Origin of the sequence: Candidatus Accumulibacter vicinus (assembly GCF_000584955.1) — a bacterium.
Taxonomy (GTDB): Bacteria; Pseudomonadota; Gammaproteobacteria; order Burkholderiales; family Rhodocyclaceae; genus Accumulibacter; species Accumulibacter vicinus.
Genome location: NZ_JDSS02000039.1, coordinates 18,036 through 18,709, shown reverse-complemented (window position 1 = coordinate 18,709; position 674 = coordinate 18,036). Strand labels below are relative to the sequence as shown.

At 66.0% G+C, this 674-nt stretch carries 1 protein-coding gene; it reads right to left on the bottom strand.

Annotated features, from left to right (window positions below; genetic code table 11):
• Positions 1-396: 396 nt before the first annotated feature.
• The coding region (locus tag CAPSK01_RS17410) for a DUF1874 domain-containing protein (RefSeq protein ID WP_273703982.1) at positions 397-674 on the bottom strand (278 nt) is incomplete at its 5' end.

Sequence of the window (674 nt, the reverse complement as noted above, 5' to 3'; positions counted from 1 at the left end):
TTCTTCGACCGGCGGGGTCGCCCGGCATCCCTGCCGGGCTTCAATGCAACGGGCGCGGTTTTCGCGCCTGATCGGCATTTTCAGGACCACCAGGGGATGTCTGGCAGCAACGCCCCGTCAATCCGGCTGGTGAAATGCACCGGCTGATCCATCTCGGCGGCGAGCAGGCAGTGCAGATAAACCCGCACCCAAAACCATTGAATTCGATACGACGGGATGTTCAAAGCCACCCCGCCAGCGACAACACCCCCAAAAACAGCACCGCCCCCGCGCCCGCAGCGACCCCGGCGCAAATCCGGGCGGGAATTTCATGAACCAGGGGTGGGACGATAGACAGTACCGCCGGGGGCTGCGGGTTGTCGCTCCGGTGGGTCGCCATCTGGCGTTTAGTGGCGCTCATACCAGCCACCACGCGATGGTGGCCCCTTCGGGCAGGGTCGTTGCGCCCTCCGGCAGGCGCGGCCCCTGAAGCTGCCCGATCAGGGCGAACACGCCGGAATCCGGGCCGCCGGGGAGCTTGACGCTCACCCGGTTGACGGTGATTTCCCGCCCCAGCAGGGCCGAGAACAGCCCCGCCGTGTCGGCATGGCCGACGGCTGAAAAGATCTCAGCTCGGCCAATTCCGGTTTCGGCCTCATCCAGCCATTGCAGCGCGGCTGTGGTCGATCCGTCCC